Origin of the sequence: Herbidospora cretacea (assembly GCF_001570605.1) — a bacterium.
Classification (GTDB): Bacteria; Actinomycetota; Actinomycetes; order Streptosporangiales; family Streptosporangiaceae; genus Herbidospora; species Herbidospora cretacea.
The window spans coordinates 265,375-281,705 of record NZ_BBXG01000008.1; the positions used below are offsets into that span (position 1 = coordinate 265,375).

Annotated in this window: 15 protein-coding genes; 11 read left to right on the forward strand and 4 right to left on the reverse strand. The window is 67.8% G+C overall.

Features of this window, described 5'->3' with window-relative positions; all coding sequences use genetic code 11:
- The first annotated feature begins 11 nt into the window (after nt 1-11).
- The 5 genes from AW270_RS18110 (at nt 12) to AW270_RS18130 (ending at nt 5,468) form a co-directional block, all read left to right on the forward strand.
- Complete coding sequence (locus AW270_RS18110) at nt 12-437, forward strand: FixH family protein (RefSeq protein WP_082801630.1); 426 nt, start codon at nt 12-14, stop codon at nt 435-437.
- 7 nt (nt 438-444) lie between these two features.
- Nucleotides 445-1,842: an aminotransferase class I/II-fold pyridoxal phosphate-dependent enzyme gene (locus AW270_RS18115; protein ID WP_218009260.1), complete on the forward strand. Its 1,398-nt coding sequence runs from the start codon at nt 445-447 to the stop codon at nt 1,840-1,842.
- Between the two features lie 121 nt (nt 1,843-1,963).
- A complete protein-coding gene (locus tag AW270_RS18120) occupies nt 1,964-4,219 on the forward strand; it encodes a heavy metal translocating P-type ATPase (protein WP_061295599.1) in 2,256 nt (751 codons plus the stop codon).
- Nucleotides 4,216-4,539 carry an ArsR/SmtB family transcription factor gene (locus AW270_RS18125; RefSeq protein WP_061295602.1) on the forward strand — a complete coding sequence of 108 codons (324 nt, stop codon included), beginning with the start codon at nt 4,216-4,218 and terminating at the stop codon, nt 4,537-4,539. Before AW270_RS18120 ends, AW270_RS18125 begins: the two co-directional genes overlap by 4 nt.
- Nucleotides 4,536-5,468, forward strand: coding sequence for a GNAT family N-acetyltransferase (locus tag AW270_RS18130; RefSeq protein WP_061295605.1), 933 nt, complete (start codon nt 4,536-4,538; stop codon nt 5,466-5,468). Before AW270_RS18125 ends, AW270_RS18130 begins: the two co-directional genes overlap by 4 nt.
- On the opposite strand, the gene AW270_RS18135 is transcribed toward AW270_RS18130, so the two are convergent.
- Nucleotides 5,469-7,991, reverse strand: coding sequence for a molybdopterin-containing oxidoreductase family protein (locus tag AW270_RS18135; RefSeq protein ID WP_061295608.1), 2,523 nt, complete (start codon nt 7,989-7,991; stop codon nt 5,469-5,471).
- Between the two features lie 266 nt (nt 7,992-8,257).
- On the opposite strand from AW270_RS18135, the gene AW270_RS18140 reads away from it, so the two are divergent.
- The 3 genes from AW270_RS18140 (at nt 8,258) to AW270_RS18150 (ending at nt 11,477) form a co-directional block, all read left to right on the forward strand.
- Nucleotides 8,258-9,610, forward strand: coding sequence for an FAD-dependent oxidoreductase (locus tag AW270_RS18140; RefSeq protein ID WP_061296169.1), 1,353 nt, complete (start codon nt 8,258-8,260; stop codon nt 9,608-9,610).
- Between the two features lie 274 nt (nt 9,611-9,884).
- Nucleotides 9,885-11,096 (forward strand): MFS transporter, encoded by a 1,212-nt coding sequence (locus AW270_RS18145; RefSeq protein ID WP_061295611.1) that lies wholly within the window; start codon nt 9,885-9,887, stop codon nt 11,094-11,096.
- A 30-nt stretch (nt 11,097-11,126) separates the two neighbouring features.
- Complete coding sequence (locus tag AW270_RS18150; RefSeq protein ID WP_061295614.1) at nt 11,127-11,477, forward strand: ArsR/SmtB family transcription factor; 351 nt, start codon at nt 11,127-11,129, stop codon at nt 11,475-11,477.
- A 5-nt stretch (nt 11,478-11,482) separates the two neighbouring features.
- On the opposite strand, the gene AW270_RS37800 is transcribed toward AW270_RS18150, so the two are convergent.
- The 3 genes from AW270_RS37800 to AW270_RS18170 all read right to left on the reverse strand — a co-directional run bounded on the left by AW270_RS37800 (nt 11,483) and on the right by AW270_RS18170 (nt 14,458).
- A protein-coding gene (locus AW270_RS37800) for an IS5 family transposase (RefSeq protein WP_439649060.1) occupies nt 11,483-12,297 on the reverse strand; the annotation gives its coding sequence in 2 pieces (ribosomal slippage) (nt 11,483-11,940 and nt 11,940-12,297; 816 coding nt in all).
- A 68-nt stretch (nt 12,298-12,365) separates the two neighbouring features.
- Entirely contained in the window at nt 12,366-13,778 is a 1,413-nt protein-coding gene (locus AW270_RS18165; protein WP_061295624.1) for an AlbA family DNA-binding domain-containing protein, read from the reverse strand.
- An 86-nt stretch (nt 13,779-13,864) separates the two neighbouring features.
- A complete protein-coding gene (locus AW270_RS18170) occupies nt 13,865-14,458 on the reverse strand; it encodes an arsenate reductase/protein-tyrosine-phosphatase family protein (protein WP_061295627.1) in 594 nt (197 codons plus the stop codon).
- Between the two features lie 114 nt (nt 14,459-14,572).
- Between AW270_RS18170 and AW270_RS18175 the strand changes: the two genes are divergently transcribed.
- From AW270_RS18175 to arsB, 3 genes are read left to right on the forward strand one after another with little or no spacing between them, the layout of a single operon-like run.
- Nucleotides 14,573-14,917: an ArsR/SmtB family transcription factor gene (locus AW270_RS18175; protein WP_061295630.1), complete on the forward strand. Its 345-nt coding sequence runs from the start codon at nt 14,573-14,575 to the stop codon at nt 14,915-14,917.
- Nucleotides 14,918-14,964: 47 nt separating this feature from the next.
- The gene (locus tag AW270_RS38835; protein WP_157522171.1) at nt 14,965-15,243 is read left to right on the forward strand and encodes a hypothetical protein; all 279 of its coding nucleotides are present in this window, start codon (nt 14,965-14,967) and stop codon (nt 15,241-15,243) included.
- The gene (gene arsB, locus AW270_RS18180; protein WP_082801631.1) at nt 15,240-16,331 is read left to right on the forward strand and encodes an ACR3 family arsenite efflux transporter; all 1,092 of its coding nucleotides are present in this window, start codon (nt 15,240-15,242) and stop codon (nt 16,329-16,331) included. Before AW270_RS38835 ends, arsB begins: the two co-directional genes overlap by 4 nt.

Consider the following 16,331-nt stretch of genomic DNA (forward strand, 5'->3'; position numbering starts at 1 on the left):
GGAGGTGAGCGATGAACAGGAGTCTTGCCCGGATAGTGGCGGCGACCCTTCTGGTGATCGGCGCCCTGGCCGGATGCGGCCAGGGCTCGGCCCAGAACGTCGCCTCATCTGAGGACTGCCTGAACCAGCAGCAGAACGCCGGTCTCACGGTCCAGATCTCTCTGCGGCCCTGTCCCGCGAAGGGCGGCACCGCCGCGACGGCTCAGTTCACGATCAAGGACTCCACCGGAGCAACGGTCAAGGACGCCGCCATCAAGGTCAATTACGGCATGCCGAGCATGGACATGGACGGTGGCCAGCAGACGGCCACCCTCAATGGCGAGGCGTACGAATCCAAGCTCGTCCTGGGAATGTCCGGTAACTGGGTCCTCAACGTCCAGGTGAGCCGCGGCTCAGGCCCACCGGCCGCGGTGCTGTTCAACATCCGAGCCAGGTGAGGAATCCATGTTGAGTCATCGCGCGGCACGGCTGGCCCCGTCGACCACGGCCGCACTGGACGCCCAGGCCAAGCAGCTCGCCGAGGACGGCGTCGACGTCATCAACCTCACCGGCGGTGAGGTCGACTTCCCGACTCCATCTGAGGCATGCGAAGGCGGAGTCGGAGCGATCCGCCGGGGATTCACCCGCTACACCCCGGTGGCGGGCGTCACCCCGCTCAGGCAGGCGGTCGCCGCGCGGCTTTCTCACGCATGGAACGCCCCGTACACCAGCGAAGAGATCATCATCACCAGCGGCGCCAAGCAGGCGCTCGCCAACACCTTCGCCGTCCTGCTCGACCCGGGCGACGAGGTCATCCTCCAGTCGCCCTACTGGGTCAGCTTCCCGCCCATGATCGAGCTCGCGGGCGGGACGCCGGTCGTCATCGACGCCAGGTTCAAGATGACGGCCGACGCGGTACGGGCGCGGATCACACCACGGACGAAGGCGCTGCTGATCAACAGCCCGTCGAACCCGACCGGTGTCGTCTACGACCGGGCGGAACTGACGGGCTTGGCGAAGGTGGCGGTGGAGGCCGGGCTCATCATCGTCAGCGACGAGATCTACGGCGATCTCGTCTATGACGGCGCCGAGTTCACCAGCGTCGCCTCGCTCGGGGAGGACATCCGGGCCAGGACGGTCACGATCGGTGGCCTGTCCAAGACGTTCGCGATGACCGGATGGCGAGTCGGCTTCGCCGCCGGCCCGCGTCCGCTGATCTCCGCGATGTCCGCTCTGCAAGGGCACACGACGTCGGCCGCGTCGTCGATCTCCCAGCATGCGGCCCTCGCCGTGCTCCGCGACGAGCCCGTCGCGGAACTGGTCCGGCGCCGATCGGCCTTGGCCGAACGGCGGGACATCCTCTGCGAAGGGCTGTCCGGCCTGCCCGGCATCGACATCGCCGTCGAACCCCATGGGGCCTTCTTCGTCTTCGCCGACGTCTCGGGCACCTATCGGCCAGGCATCTCCAGTGCCGCCGACTTCGCGGAGCGACTCCTGCGCGAGGCGCAGGTGGCCGTTGTCCCAGGGGCGGACTTCGGGTGCCCCGACCACGTCCGGATGTCCTTCGTCGCCGCGCCCGAGCTCCTACGACGGGCGTTGGCCCGGATTCGCGACTTTCTCAACGATCGAAGGGACACACCCATGAGCGTCGTCACCACGTATTCCGTGGAAGGCATGACCTGCGGCGGCTGCGCGAAGCGTGTGCGCAGCGCGCTCGGCACCGCCATCCCCGAGGCCGAGGTTCTCGAGATCGATCCGAAGGCCGGACGGGTCCAGATCAGCTCGGCTTCCCCGCTCTCCCCCGAGGTCGTCCAGGCCGCCGTCGAGGAGAGCGGATACACGTACGCCGGAGTGCTGTCGTGAGAAGCAGCCTCAAGGTCGCCGGCTACCTGGTGCTGCTGGCCGTGGTGTTCACCGTCGCCTACGTCGTAGGCGCCAACGTGCCCCCTATGGAGTTCTAGGCCTCGGAAGAGGAGAGGGACCAATGTCCGCACCACCTTCGGCGCTCGCCACGCGCTCCGAGGTCACGCTGTCGATCGGTGGCATGACCTGCGGCTCCTGCTCGGCCCGCATCGAACGCAAGCTCAACCGCATCGAAGGCGTACGGGCCGAGGTCAACCTCGCCGTCGAGGAGGCCCACGTCGAGTACGACTCCACTGTCTCGGTGGAGGAACTGATCGCGGTGGTGGAGGGGCTGGGCTACACCGCCTCTTTGCCGATAGCCGAAGAACCTGACGAGCCGAACGCCGAGACGGAATTGCCAGAGGACCAGCGGCTCGCCACGCTCCGGCAGAGACTTCTGATCACAACGGCACTGACCGTGCCGATCGTCGCCATGGCGATGATCACCCCGCTCCAGTTCACCTACTGGCAGTGGCTGTCGCTCACCCTGGCGGCTCCGGTCGCCACGTGGGGAGCGTGGCCGTTCCACGTGGCGGCCTGGAAGAATCTCCGCCACGGCTCCGCCACGATGGACACGTTGATCTCCCTGGGCGTGATCGCGTCCTTCGGGTGGTCGGTGTACGCCCTGTTCCTCGGCTACGCGGGCCTGCCCGGCATGCAGATGCCGTTCGTGATGCGGCCGGTCGCCGGAGAAGGACTGCACCACATCTACCTCGAGGTCGCCGCCAGCCTCACCGTGTTCATCCTCACGGGACGCTACCTCGAGCACCGCTCCAAGCGTCGAGCCGGAGCCGCGCTGCGCGCCCTGCTCGAACTCGGAGCCAAGGACGTGGCGGTCCAGCGGAACGGCCGCGAGGTCCGCATCCCCATCGGGCAACTCGCCGTCGGCGACCTGTTCGTCGTGCGCCCGGGAGAGAAGGTCGCCACTGACGGCGTCGTCGTGGACGGCACCTCGGCGGTGGACCAGTCCATGCTCACGGGCGAGAGCGTCCCGGTCGAGGTGGGCCCCGAGGACAAGGTCGTCGGAGCCACGGTCAACACCAGCGGACGGCTGATCGTGCGGGCCACCAGGGTCGGGGCCGACACCCAGCTCGCGCAGATGAGCAGGCTGGTCACCGAGGCGCAGGCCGGCAAGGCCCCGGTGCAGCGACTCGCCGACCGGGTCGCCGCCGTCTTCGTGCCCGTCGTGGTGGGGATCGCGCTGGCGACCTTCGGTTTCTGGCTCGGGAACGGCCTGGACGCCGCAGGAGCTCTGACAGCCGCGGTGTCCGTGCTGGTCGTCGCGTGCCCGTGCGCGCTCGGGCTGGCCACTCCGACCGCGCTGCTGGTGGGTACGGGGCGCGGCGCTCAGATTGGAATTCTCATTCGCGGGCCGGAGGTCCTGGAGTCGACGCGCCGCATCGACACGATCGTCCTGGACAAGACCGGAACGGTCACCACGGGCGTCATGCGGGTCACCGATGTCATCGCCGGTGAAGCGGAGAGCACCGACGACGTGTTACGCCGCGCGGGAGCGCTGGAGAACGCCTCCGAGCATCCCATCGCCAAGGCGATCGTCGCCGCGGCCCACGACAAGCTCGGAACGCTTCCTGAGGTCTCCACGTTCGAGGGCACCGCAGGTCTCGGAGTCAGCGGTGAGGTCGAGGGTGTACAGGTCACGGTCGGCCGCACCGAATTGCCCGTACCGGACGATCTCGAACGAGCCTTCGCCGATGCCGAGAGCCGTGGGCGGACGGCGGTCACCGTCGGCTGGGACGGGCGGATCCGCGGCGTCATCGCCGTCGCCGACACCGTCAAACCGACCAGCGCCGACGGTGTCGCCAGGATGCGCGAGCTGGGTCTCGCGCCCGTGCTGCTCACTGGTGACAACGACCGGGCGGCCCAGGCGATCGCCGGGCAGGTCGGCATCACCGACGTCGAGTCAGGGGTGCTGCCGAGCGGCAAGGTCGACGTGATCAAACGCCTTCAGCAGGAAGGTCACGTCGTCGCGATGGTCGGCGACGGCGTCAACGACGCGGCCGCCCTTGCCCAGGCGGACCTGGGCATCGCGATGGGCACCGGGACGGACGCCGCCATCGAGGCAGGCGACATCACCCTGGTCCGGGGCGACCTGCGGGCCGTGGGCGACGCCGTACGGCTGTCCCGCCGCACCCTGTCGACGATCAAGGGCAACCTGTTCTGGGCCTTCGCCTACAACCTCGCCGCGCTTCCGCTGGCCGTCATCGGCGTGCTCAACCCGATGATCGCCGGTGCCGCGATGGCCGCCTCCAGTGTGTTCGTCCTCAGCAACAGCCTCCGCCTGCGCCGCTTCCAGGAGAGCGCCGGGAGCGAGAGATGAACCCCTTGGCGCGGGAACCGCTGGCCGTCGAGGAGGCGAAGTCCTTCGCCCAGGTCTTCAAAGCGCTCGGAGATCCGGTACGGCTACGCCTCCTTTCGGTGATCGCCTCTCACCCCAACGGCGAGGTCTGCGTCTGCGACATGTCCGAGGACTTCGACCTGTCGTCGCCGACGATCTCCTACCACCTGAAGGCCCTCCGGGCCGCCGACCTCATCGACGCCGAAAGACGGGGCACGTGGGTGTACTACCGCGTGCAGCCGCAGATGCTGAGCTCGCTGTGCAGACTGCTCAACGTCCCGGAGGACGTGGGAGCCCGATGATCAAGAAGACCGTCCTCGGTGTGCCGATGGCCCTCGTCGACGTCGACGAGGCGCTCAGCGGGGCCTGGAAGGATCTGGTCCACGAGGTGGACGTGATCAGGGTGCAGAAACCCTCGCCTGACGACTGGCTTGCCCTGGCCGCCTGCGGTTTCCTGCCCAAACCGCAGGTCGTCACCTGGCGGGCGGCCGCGCTGGGAAGCGAGGAGGAGTTCCTCGCCCGCCTGGCCCGCCGGGACCGGCAGAACGTCGCGGCGGCCCGTCGTCGAGGTGAGGCCGCGGGTCTGCGCTTCGACGTCCGGCCCGTCACCCCCGGGCTGATGGACGTCTTCGTCCCCATGTACGAGCGCCAGGTCGCCGGCATGCGTCACGGATGGCCCGTGGCCACCCGTCATCGTGACCACATCTTGTCCTCCGGCGACAGGTACTTCGCCGTCTGCGCGTGGGATGGCGAGGAGCTGGCCGCCGCGTGCATCACTCTTTGGTCCCCGGAGGCCGACGAGGTACGGGCGCGTTTCGTGACGTCGGCGCCCACGCATCGCGGAGGCGAGGTGTCGCGCGTGCTGTACATGCGGCTGATCGAGGAGGCGCGCCACCGGGGCCAGTCGTGGGTGAGCCTGGGCAGCGACCCGAACCTCTACGGGCACCTCGGCCAGCCAGGGTTGTTCAGCTTCAAGAGCCGCCTGGGGTTCGACGCGCTGCCTTCCCACGAAGTGGACGGGTCCGCGCCCTCGGAGCAGGCCGACAGGATCGTGGGCCTGCGCGCCCTCTCCGACCCGTCCTTCGTCCTCGCCTACCCGGTGGACACGGACGGCCGGCCGCGACGCGGACCGGACCTGCGGCTGGAGATGTACAGCGGTCGCGCGGACCTGGATGTGCGGCCCTACGCGACCGCTCGTGTGACCGGTGTCCGGGTGAACACGGTCGGCTGACTACGCCTTGGACACCCGGCACGCGAAGCACTTGTACGCCTGCTGGCCGGACAGGTTGTCGTACAGACGGTCGTCGATGAGGGTGTTCGCCGCCTCGTAGCGCGGGTCGTCGTAGAGATCGCCGACCTGCTGGGCGGGTCCGAAGGTGTTCGGCAGATAGATGGTGTCGGTGCGGATGCCCTCGTCCAGCAGGGCGGTTCCGGTCACCGACCCGCGCGGGCTCTCGACGACGACGTCGTCCCCGTCGGCGATGCCCAGACCTCGGGCCGTGTCAGGGTGGATCTGCACCAGCCGCACTCCGTTGAGCCGCTTGCCGGTGGGGGTCCAGTGCGTCACCGACGCGAAGTGGACCACGCTGGGCCGTCCGGTCATCCCCATCAGCGGGAACCGGCGGTGCACGGCACCGGATCCCGGGACACCCAGGCGCACCGGATGGGTGAGCGCGTGGGGATTGATCGGGTTGGCGATGTAGCGGTCGTCATAGGCGATCGTGGGGTGCGCGCCGGTGACCTCGGGGTGGGTGTAGAACGACGGCAGTGCGTGATGACCACTGGGCGCCAGTCGTTGCTCCAGGTCGGGCGTGTAGATCTCGATCTTGCCGCTGGCGGTGAGGAATCGCTTCCCGCGGTGTCCCAGTGATTCGGCCGCCTGGTACCAGCTCGGGTGATCCAGGTAGAGCGTGCTCACTCCGGGGTGGTCCGGAGTGGGGCACGGCCACTTCAACGGCTCCGTCCGGGCTTTGAGTCGCTCGCGGGTCATGCCCCCCATGCCGGGTGTGTTCGCGACGAAGGTGTCCCACAGCTTGCCGTAGTCACGCCACGACTTCGAGAAGGCGTCCGTCCAGTAGGAACTGGGACGCCGCCTGTCATTGCGAGCGAGCGCGTAGGCAAGGTCGACCCAGATCTCCGTGTCGGAGCGCACCTGGCCGACGCGTTCGACGGCTGCTTCCTGCCAGCGGATCGCCCGGTCGTCGCGGCGCATGTACACGCCTTCGAATTCAAGGCCGCTGGTGACGGGCAGGATGATGTCGGCGTAGTAGGCGGCCTCTTCCATGAACAGGCCGGTGTAGACGTAGAAGTCGAGCTTCTCGAAGGCCTCCCGCACCCGCTTGGTGTTGGCCGAGCTGACCAGCGGGTTCCCCTCGGTCATCACGGCCTTGAGCCGGTACGGCTTGCCGGTGAGGATCGACTCGGCGAAGGTGTCCGGCCCGACGGGCAGCGCCGGGCCGCGCTCGGGCGGAGTCACCTTCAAAGGCGGCAGGTTGAGGCCTCCCGGCCAGGTGTTGTGCATGAAGTTGCATCCACCGCCCGGCACTCCGATGTTGCCGGTCACGGCCGCCAGCATGGCCAACGTCCGATAGGTGTCGAACGCCCCGAGCTGGTGGGAGATCCCGGCGTTGCAGAAGATCGCGGCCGGTCGGGCCGTGGCGTAGTCGACCGCCAGCCGGCGGATCGTGCTCGCCGGAACGCCGGTGATCCCGGCAGCCCAGTCCGGCGTGTAGCCCTTCTGCACCAGATGGGCACGGAGCTCGTCGAAGCCGAGCACCCACTTCTCGACGAAGGCCTTGTCGTGGCGGTCGGTCGTGATGATGTGGTGCAGCATCCCCAGAACGAGGGCGAAGTCGGTGTGCGGCTTCGGAGCGACCCAGGTGTCCGCGACCTCCGAGGTAGGTGTGCTCCGGGGGTCCACCACCACGAGGCGTGCGCCCGTACGTTTCCGTTCGCGGAGCAGGTGCGCGAAGGTCACCGGGTGGGTCTCGGCCTGGTTGGTGCCGAGGAAGAGGAAGAACTTCGCCGCCCCGAGGTCCTCCTTGCCGGTCGCACCGTCGACGCCGTAACCGTTGGTGAAGTTGCCCAGCCCGAACGTGGTGGCCAGGGCGTTGCCTCCGGCGTCGTTGCAGACCGGGCCGACATCGGTGTCGTTGGGGCTGCCGAGAAGAGCGAACACTCGGCCGGCCAGCGAGCCCGTGCCTCTGGGCAGCCGTCCACTGGTGCGGTTCGCGATGGCCCTGGCCTCACCCGCGTCGCGCAGCGCCAGCCAGCGGCGCGCGATCGTGTCCAGCGCGTCGTCCCAGGAGACAGGCTCGAACCGGCTCTTCGGGTCGCCCTTGCGGCCCGAGACGCGGCGAAGCGGAGTGGTCAGGCGCAACGGGTTGTAGACGAGTTCGGTCATCATCCCGGCCTTGACGCACAGGTTGCCGTCCTGGACCGGGTCCTTCTCTTCACCGCGGATCTCCAGAACCCGGCCGAGTCTCGTGGCGACCTTGATGCGGCAGTTGCTGTTGCAGAACTGACAGGCGCCGTCGGCCACCCGGTCCGGAGTCAGCGCCGCCGAGCCGACCGTGAAGTCCGGCATGGACGACCCGACGACCACGTCTGCCGGAGGAGCAGCCGCGAACGCGGACTGAGCCGCCGGCGGGACGATTCCTACGACGCCGCCGGCGGCACCGGCGACCACCGCACCGCGCAGAAGCCCGCGCCGTGTGATGCCGTCGCTGTCCTGGGCACGGGTTTCCTGATCCATCGGCGGGAGCTCCTTACGCGGGTTCCAGCGTTCAGATGAGCCAGGTGCGCCGGCCGCAGCCTGAACTCCACTAGGGATCACTGAGGGGTCACCGCATTGATCTCACGCCGGATTCGCCCGGCGAAAGCGATCGTCACGGCAGCAACCTGCCCGGCACCTTGGTGCCACGGCCGACCAGCAGAATAGATGAACGTCTATCTTGACAGGCTTCTAATCAAGGGCGAAGCTGGTATTACTTAGACAGTCTTCTAACCAAGGTGGGCATCATGAGCGCATCCGCCAACCCCGGCAACCTTCCTGTAGCCGTCATCGGCGCCGGTCCCGTCGGGCTGGCCGCTGCGGCACACCTGGCCGAACGCGACATCGACTTCGTCGTTCTCGAGAGCGGCCCGAAGGTCGGTTCCTCAGTCGCGAAGTGGGGCCACGTCCGGGTCTTCAGCCCCTGGCGCTACAACATCGACACCGCCGCCCGGCGCCTGCTGGAAGCCGACGGCTGGACGGCGCCCGACGACGACTGGCTCCCGACCGGCGCGGAGATCGTCGAGAACTACCTCGCCCCGCTCGGCAAGCTCTTCGCGGATCGCGTCCAGGTCGACGCCACGGTCACCGCGATCAGCAGACTCGGCTACGACAAGGTCCGCACCGACGGCCGAGAGCGGGCCCCCTTCGTCCTGCGCCTGTCGGACGGCCGGGAGATCCAGGCACGCGCGGTCATCGACGCCTCGGGGACGTACACCAGCCCGAACGTCCTCGGCGCGAGCGGCCTGCGCGCTTTCGGCGAGGAGACCGTCACCGAACTCATCGACCACGCCCTCCCCGACGTCCTCGGCGACGACCGTGACCACTACGAGGGCCGCCACACCCTGGTCATCGGCGCCGGCCACTCGGCCGCGACCACCCTCCTGGCCCTGGCCCAGCTCGACGACACCCCCATCACCTGGGCCATCCGCGCCGGAAACGCCAACCGCACCTACGGCGGCGGCGCGGCCGACGCGCTGCCCGCCCGGGGCGCTCTCGGCACCCGCGTGCACGACCTGGTCACCTCGGGCCGCATCCGGCTCGTGACGGGCTTCTTCACCCACCGGGTCAGCGCCCACGCCGACGGGGTGGAGGTCACCAGCCGTGACCCGCTGGGCGATGAGCAGTCCATCGTGGCCGAGCGCATCGTCAGCGCCACCGGCTACCGCCCCGACCACTCGATCGCCGAAGAGCTGCGCCTGGACCTCGACCCCATCCTCGGCAGCACCCGCGCTCTCGCGCCGCTGATCGACCCCAACGCCCACTCCTGCGGCACCGTCCCCGCTCACGGCGTCGACGAGCTCACCCACCCCGAAGCGGGCTACTACGCGGTCGGCGTCAAGAGCTATGGCCGCGCCCCGACGTTCCTGATGGCCACCGGCTACGAGCAGGTGCGCTCAGTGGTGGCCGCCATCGCCGGTGACTGGGAGGCGGCCCGCTCGGTCGAGCTCGACCTGCCGGAGACGGGGGTCTGCTCGTCCAACCTCGCCGAGGCCCAGGAGCAGCGCGTCGGCCTGGCCACCGGGGTGAGCGGCGGTCTTCTCGGCACACCCCTCGCGCTCGCCGCCACCCCTTCCGACGGCGGCGGCTGCTGCGGCTGAGGAGGTAGACCATGTCCGAAGGACACCCGACCGCACCGCAGCGCGAAGCCCTGCGCCTGATCTGCCAGGCGGAATCCATGTCCACTGTTGACCTGGCCGCCGGGCTGGTCGAAGCGAGACCCGCCGGCACCAACCCTGGATATCCGCGGGCGATAGTCCGGATGGCGGGAACTCTCGCGTGGCGACTCCAGGCACAGCACTTCGTGACGGAGACGTCGCAGGGAACCTGGCGAACCACGCCGGCGGGCCGGGACCTCATCGGCTGCACCCACACATGAGTGACGAACCCACGGCCGCCGTCCTCGAAACGGACGGCGGCCTGTCCCTGCGTAAGGGCTGGACGATCGTCGCCGCGCTGTCGATCACCCAGACCATCGGCTACGGCGCGCTTTACTACGCCTTCTCCGTCCTGCTCATCCCTATGGCCCAGGCTCTGAACGCCACGACGCCGCAGGTCGCCGGCGCCCTCACCGTCTCCGTTCTGACGGGCGCGCTCTGCGCCCCGCTCGTCGGCCGGGCCCTTGACGTCCGAGGTGGACGCGGCCTGATGACGACCGGCTCGGCGCTGAGCGCTCTCGCACTGCTGGCCTGGTCGCAGGTGAGCGACCTGCCCCAGCTCTACGCCGTCTTCGTCCTGCTCGGCGCGGCCTCCGCGATGGTCCTGTACGAACCGGCCTTCGCCATCATCGTCGGATGGTTCGAGGGCTCGGCCCGCGCGAACGCGCTTCTGGCCGTCACGATCGTGGCCGGGTTCGCCTCCTCGATCTTCCTCCCGCTCACCGGCCTGCTCGTGTCGTCCTTCGACTGGCGGTCGGCCTTGATCATCCTGGCTGTCCTGTACGGCCTGACCGCCATCCCCCTGCACGCGCTGGTTCTCCGTCGTGGACGCCTCAAGGAAGATCGACCAGCCGAACGAGCCGCGACGACCCGCGAAGCCGTACGACACCGTCCTTTCTGGCTGCTCGTCATCGCCTTCACCACACACGGCGGGGCGGTCGCCATGATCAGCGTCCTGCTGGTCACCTACCTGATCCACCTCGGCCACCAACCGCTGTTCGCGGCCACCGTCGCCGGCCTCCTCGGGGTTCTGTCCGTCACCGGCCGAGTGGTGACCACGGGCCTACGACGACGCTGGGCCGCGGCACCGATCGCAGGAGTCGTCTTCGCCGTACAGGCGGCGGGAGCGCTGCTCCTACCCGTGGCCGGCCACACCGCCGCCGGAGCGATCGGGTGCGTGCTGCTGTTCGGCATCGGTTTCGGCGTGGGCACGATCACCCGGCCGCACCTGCTCGCCGAGCGGTACGGCACCACCGGTTACGCGACCCTCTCGGGGCGGCTCGCCTTCTTCTCCGTCGCGGCCAAGGCCGTCGCTCCGCTGGCCGCCTTCGCCGGGGCCGAGACGGCGGGATACACCGTCATCCTGGTCGTCGTGTCGGCCCTGTGCGGAATCGCGGCGTTCTCGCTCTTCGGGTACGCGCGACTATAATTTCGAACGACATCTAAGTAGGGAGCCGCCATGACCGCCGTGACGATCCAGTGTTGTCCGCCGCTCATCCGCGGACCTCTCTCGGAGCAGGACGCCGTCGACCTGGCCGCCCTGCTCAAGGCCGTGGCCGACCCGGTCCGCCTGCGGCTGCTGTCGATGATCGGCTCCCACGAGGGCGGCGAGGCGTGCGTCTGCGACCTGACCGACGCCTTCGACCTCACCGCCCCCACGATCTCCCACCACCTGAAGGTCCTGCGCACCGCCGGCCTCATCGACGGCGAACGGCGCGGGACCTGGGTGTACTACCGAGTGATCCCCGAGACGGTGGCCCGGCTGAGCGCGATCTTCACGCCGATGGCGGACTCGGTCAGGCAGGCTTAGAGCTCCTAACAGAATGAGGTGAGTCGTCGCCAGCAGATGAGGGCGCAGGCCAGTTTGAGGAAGGCCTCGTGAATGTCCGCCCGGGCTTCCCAGCGGATCCGTAATCGCCGGAAAGCGTGCAGCAACGCGAAGGTCTGCTCGACGACCCAGCGCTGTCTGCCCAGGCCGGAGCCGTGCGGGGTGCCTCGGCGGGCGATGAGCGGGCGGATCTGAAGGGCGCGGACCAGGCGGCGGTACTTGTCGTGGTCGTAGCCGCGGTCGGCCAGGACGGCATCCGGTCGTTGCCGGGGCCGGCCGCGCTTGCCACGGATCTTGGGGATCGCGTGCAGCAGCGGTAGCAGCTGGGTGACGTCGTTGCGGTTCGCGCCGGTCAGGATCACCGCCAGCGGGATGCCGCCCGCGTCGGTGATCAGGTGGTGCTTGCTTCCGGCCCGTCCTCGATCGACCGGGGACGGGCCGGTCTGCGGCCCCCTTTTAACGCTCTGATCTGGGAGGAGTCCACCGCGGCCCGGGACAGGTCCAGGACGTCGGCACTCCGCAGCCGGTCGAGCAGAATCTCATGCAGCCGCTGCCACACCCCGGCCCGGTTCCATTCGTCCAGGCGCCGCCAGCACGTCATGCCCGACCCATAGCCCAGCTCTTGCGGCAGGTGCTCCCAGGCGATCCCGGTATGCAGCACAAACAAGATGCCCTGCAGAGCCAGCCGGTCATCCAGCCGCTTGCGACCCGGATGCCGTACCCGGCGTGGACGACGGGGCAGCAACGGCTCGATCACCGCCCACAGCTCGTCGTCGACTTCCCACGGCTTGAGCTTGGCCACCTGCAACGCCTCCCGCTTGGCTACAGCGAGAGATCAAAGCACAACGGAAGTCATTTTGTTAGGAGCTCTTAGGACTCACCCAAAATCGGGATCCCGCTCGCACGCGCCCACTTTCCGATCGTGTCCCAATTCCGCCCCCAAGCAGCCGGATCGAGTGACCCGTCTTGCCGGATCTGATGGTTCTCGGCGAGACCGTAGGTCTGAAAGAGATCGTTGATCAGCCGCGCTGATGCGCGTGCCAGCGGTTGACCATCATCAGCCAGTTCGTCGAGCATCAGATACGCCTCTCCGTATCCAAACGACATGCTCTGCTTGCTCACCAGAGTCAGCTGGATCCAGTTCCTGGCGCTGTACAGAGTGAGAGCGTGTCGCGCGGCATTGGGCACGCTGAATGGCCACTGGCTGAACTGCTTTTTTGTCGCGAAGATCTCCGGATAGAGATGCGCGTCAGCGAGCAGCGCAATTCTTGCCACGACACCTCCATGGACGCCCACTCGGTCGCGCGCGTGCCTCGCCATATACTGCAGCGCACTCATCACCCCGGCTACGACCTCGCCGTCCAGGACGGCGATGTCCAGTTGGTCGGTAACCTCCCGGATGCAGCCGAGGTTCATGGAAAAGGTCGCAGCTCCGTCGGTGTACAGCTGAACGCGTAGGGCGCGTTTCGTGCCGACACCGGACTCTGCTACCAGACATCGGTGTAGCAGGTAGTGGTCCGTAAAGGTCACGGTACTGCCGCCGATCATGACAACGTCCTGCTGCACGCTCCTGCCGAAGTCGTCCTGGGTGCGGCTATCGAGTAGAAGATCGCCAGGTTGTTCGGGCGCGAACGACACGATGAGCAGCGGAAGCGGGAACTGCGACTCCGTCACTCCGGCTGCGGACGTCTTGGCCGCGTTCTTCTCAAGCTGCACGACCCGCGCCTCCTGGTCATAAGGACTCATGAGGCGCTTGCGGTAGGCGGCAGCGATCTCGGATTCGCTCAGCCAAATCTTCCCGGTGCCATGCCGCCGGGGCCAGCGGAGTCCGGCCTCCCGCTTGGAGGGCGTGGAAACAGCGTGCGGAGCCATCGAACTCAGATGCACCGAGATCAACATGAACCCGCTGCCGGGCGTATCGGGATTGGCGACCGCTCGGCATTCGACACGCGGAAGGGGATGCACGCGGGAGGCCACCGCCTTCATGATCCGCGCTTCCCATCCGGCCAGCGCCACATCCTGTGGCGCACTGGGGACCTCGCCCACCTCGGCCATGCCAACGACGATCAATCCGCCAATGTGATTCGCGAAGGCCGCGATGTCCACCGCAAGGTCTTCGGTGCCCTTTTCCTCCTTGTCGCCCGAGGCGTAGTCCCGCTTGTAGTCGAGATCCTCCGCCTCTCGCGCGTCAATGTTTCCCACAAGGTCAGCGATCTGCTGATACGTCACTCGATCAAGTGGAGCCCCGAAAATCGTCTCAAGGCGGCGACTGCTGTAGATCATCAAGAAACCCTTTCTTCATACGTAGAAGTCACTAGGACTCCTGAGAAAAAGGTTATGGGAGAGTCCCGACGAAGTATTAATGCCGTTCAGGCAGGCGCCGGCACGAGTTCGTCGAGAAGGTCGCGGACCATCAGGTCAACCACTACGGCGATGTCCCTGACCTCGTCGATCACCTTCTCGTGGATCTCCGGCAAGCGCCACTCCAGGTACCGCCGCCCCGGGTACACCGGGCACGCATCCCCACACCCCATCGACACCACCACGTCAGCCACCCGCACGACCTCATCCGTCAGCGGCTTGAGGAACTCGCGAGAGATCCCCAGCCCGCGCTCGGCGAGCACGATTTCGACCGCCGGTTCGATCTCGGAGGCGGGTCGAGTCCCCGCCGTTCGTGCATGGACCCGACCCGCGGCGTAGTGGCCCATCAGCGCAGCAGCGAGTTGAGAGCGGCCGGCGTCGTGTGTGCAGACGAAAAGGATCTCGTAGACCTGCTTCGCGATGAGGCCGTCAGCCTGAGCGAGTGCGGTCAAGCGCTCCTCGGCCAGTTTCCCCCACAAGGCGGGAAGGTGTTCACGCACGCGGGCCGTCTCGGCGAGCGCACGATGGGACTCAATGACAAGGCGCTCGACGGTCTCGGCCGAGAAGACGCCGAGGAAGCGGGGCGCGAGTCTGGCGGCGATGCCTCCAGCACTGGAGTCCGGTTATGGATCTCCATCGTTCACACCTCACATAGATGACTGTCTATGCAATATATCGACACTCCCCGACCTGGCACAGCTACCTACACTGACCCCATGGAACTGATAGACGGGAATCAATCCATCGCAACCGACGATTGTCTGTCGACGGCCGTCGGGGAGCCCCTGTCCCGCAAGGAGGCCGAGACGCTGGCCACCGCGCTGAAGGCCGTCGCCGACCCCACCCGGCTGCAGTTGCTGAGCATGATCAGCGGTAGCCCATCCAGCGAAGCCTGCGTCTGCGGCCTGACCGAGGCGCTCGATCTGACTCAGCCGACGATCAGCCATCACCTGAAGGTTCTCGTCGACGCGGGCTTTCTGACCCGCGACAAGCGGGGCAGGTGGGCTTGGTACGCGGTCGTCCCCGATCGCCTCGACGTCCTTCGGAGCCTCCTGCCCTGACCGGCGGCTCGCTGGACAAATAGATAGACGTCTATAAAGATAGATGTGTGTCTATATGTTGGCGCGAGCTCGCCGCCCTTCCGACCGGCGGATGCGGCGACTCCACGCCGGGTTCGCCCAAGCCGCATGTCGCCGCCGAGCATCAGGCCCGGCGGCTCATGGTCCTTGCCGACCCGCTCGACGCGGGCGATCACACGATCAGTCACCGCCTGAAGGTGATGGGCGAGGCCCCGGAAGTACGCGGCGGTTGGGTCCGTCACCGCGTCTCCCCCGAGGGCTCCGCGCTCTACGCATTGCTCACCCGCGTACCCGTCACCGCATCATGACCAGCACCGATCGAAAGCAATCCAGGCCTGGGGCCACCAGCGCGACGCCCATGGGCGGTCTTTCCACACTCGACCGTTTCCTCCCCGTGTGGATCATCGCCGCGATGGCCCTGGGGCTGCTCCTCGGCCGCCTGGTCCCCGGATTGAACGCCGCCCTCGACGCGATCCGGATCGGGGAGGTCTCCCTGCCGATCGCGCTGGGCCTGCTGCTGATGATGTATCCCGTCCTGGCCAAGGTCCGCTACGACCGCCTCGACACCGTCACCGGAGACCGGCGACTGCTCATCGCATCGCTGGTCGTCAACTGGATCGCCGGTCCGGCCGTCATGTTCGCGCTGGCCTGGATCTTCCTGCCCGACCTGCCGGAGTACCGTACCGGGCTGATCATCGTCGGCCTGGCCCGATGCATCGCGATGGTGCTGATCTGGAACGACCTGGCCTGCGGCGACCGCGAGGCCGCGGCCGTGCTCGTGGCCCTGAACTCCGTCTTCCAGGTGATCGCCTTCGCCGGTCTCGGCTGGTTCTACCTCGAAGTGCTTCCCGGCTGGCTCGGCCTGCCCCGAACAGCGCTCGACGTTTCCACCTGGGACATCGCCCGTAGTGTCCTGGTCTTCCTCGGCATCCCGCTGGTGGCCGGATATCTGACCCGCGAGGTCGGCGAACGCGCCCGGAGCCGCGACTGGTACGAGACGCGGTTCCTGCCGAAGATCGGCCCCATCGCCCTGTACGGCTTGCTCTTCACCATCCTGATCCTGTTCGCCCTCCAAGGCGGCACCATCACCTCGCAGCCCGGCGACGTGGCCCGGATCGCACTCCCGCTGCTGGCCTACTTCGCCATCGTCTGGGCCGGCGGCTTCGCCCTCGGCAAGAGCATCGGCCTGCCGTACGAGCGGACCGCCACCCTCGCCTTCACCGGCGCGGGCAACAATTTCGAGCTCGCCATCGCCGTCGCCATCGGCGTCTTCGGCGTCACCTCGGGCCAGGCCCTCGCCGGAGTGGTCGGCCCGCTCATCGAGGTTCCCGTTCTGGTCGCCCTCGTTTACGTGTCCCTGTGGGCACGCCGTCGTTTCTACAAGCAAGGATCGTGA